The 1,508-nt window shown below is 57.8% G+C and carries 1 protein-coding gene; it reads left to right on the top strand.

Features of this window, described 5'->3' with window-relative positions:
• Positions 1 to 327: 327 nt before the first annotated feature.
• Positions 328 to 1,062 carry a ferric reductase-like transmembrane domain-containing protein gene (locus PVW49_RS23630; RefSeq protein ID WP_274591796.1) on the top strand — a complete coding sequence of 245 codons (735 nt, stop codon included), beginning with the start codon at positions 328 to 330 and terminating at the stop codon, positions 1,060 to 1,062.
• Positions 1,063 to 1,508 lie beyond the last annotated feature (446 nt).

Here is a 1,508-nt window from a genome sequence, read left to right as displayed (position 1 = left end):
CTGATTGTCGCGCTGATCTCACCCTGATTGTCGCGCTATAGTGGTTCCTGCCTCGGCTCTGGCACTGCTTTTCGACCTCAGCCGGGTCGCGTCGCTTGGCGCATTCTTCTATCCTATCATGGCCATGCCGGTGCAACTTGCGACATGCGATCGGTGCAAAGGCCATCACTCTGTTGCGCCGGCCTCTGACGCGGTTGTTCCGGTGGCCTTCACGAAGATGCAACTGGGGTCGGATCCCATGATCGTGTTATATGCCCTTGTCGGGATTGGCGCGGTCTTTGCTTTCCAGCGCATCTAGATGTCCCGTTAATTGGGAGAAGTATGCGAATGACAGTATCGCCTCGCAGGAATGTGGCCGGGTTCAATCTGAAATCCTATCTGCTTTCGTCATGGTGGGCGCGCCACCTGATCGTGATTTTGATCGGTGCGGCCGGGACATGGCTGTTCTTGTACAGCCGCAGCGAGTGGTCGCCGATGCACCGGTGGAACAGGGCCGTTGGTGATATGTCGATTGTTCTGGTGGCAGCCGCTATGTCGCTTGGTCCCGTGTCGCGTCTGTGGCGCAGTACGGCGGTATTGTTACCCTACCGGCGCGAATTGGGCATATATGCGGTGTTGCTGGCATTCATACACGCCACGATCATCTTGATCGGCTGGGTGAACCTGGATCTCATGCGTCTTGTCGGCTTTGAATTTCACCCGGGACTGCAAAGATACGTCATGGTGCAGCACGGATTTGCGATTGCCAATCTGATTGGTGTCCTTGCGTTGCTTTACGGTCTGATTTTGGCCGGTACGTCGAACGACCGAAGCCTCCGGTGGATGGGAAGTTCGGTTTGGAAATTTGTACAGCGGGGAACTTACGTGCTGTGGTGGCTGTCAGTTGTACATACCGGCTACTTTCTGTACCTTCACTTCCTCGATTTTCATCGGGCGACGCCCGAGCCGAACTGGGTTCAATGGCCTTTTGCCGGTTTGGTCGGTACCGTCTTGGCCCTTCAGATCGTCGCGTCGTCCGCCACCCTGTACAAAGTGCGCCGACGCGGTTCCGCGGCATCTTAGGATCCGTCGCCCGGGCAATTTGAGAGTGACCGGACCGGTCGCTGCCGGGAATCGAATTCCGATCGGCGCTGTGCAAGGCAGCCGGATGACGTGACTTTTCGTCTGTCGCGCGACTTTTGTGCCGGCTGTATTGGCGTCTGGCGATTTGCAGCCGCTCGCGCACCCGGACCGGGCGGAGCTATTCAGATCCGGCGATCAGCGGCCTTTCCACCTGACGCAGGATCGATTTGCGGGTGCGTTCGGTGATCTCGAAACGATCCGGCCACACAGCCACGGCAGGAAGTGAGCCTTCAAGCTATTTTGCGAGAGGTGCCCGACTGAGGTCGTTGCCGCCATCGGGGGCCTTTTGCGCAAGTCGGAGAAACTCGGCACGCTCGGCTTCGTCAGTAACCGCCCGATTGATCTTGCAGTTACCCATAAGTGTTCGTCGGGGGCTTTGCGAGACG

Origin of the sequence: Marinovum sp. PR37 (assembly GCF_028807375.1) — a bacterium.
Classification (GTDB): Bacteria; Pseudomonadota; Alphaproteobacteria; order Rhodobacterales; family Rhodobacteraceae; genus Marinovum; species Marinovum algicola.
This window is presented reverse-complemented; position numbering and strand designations above follow the sequence as displayed.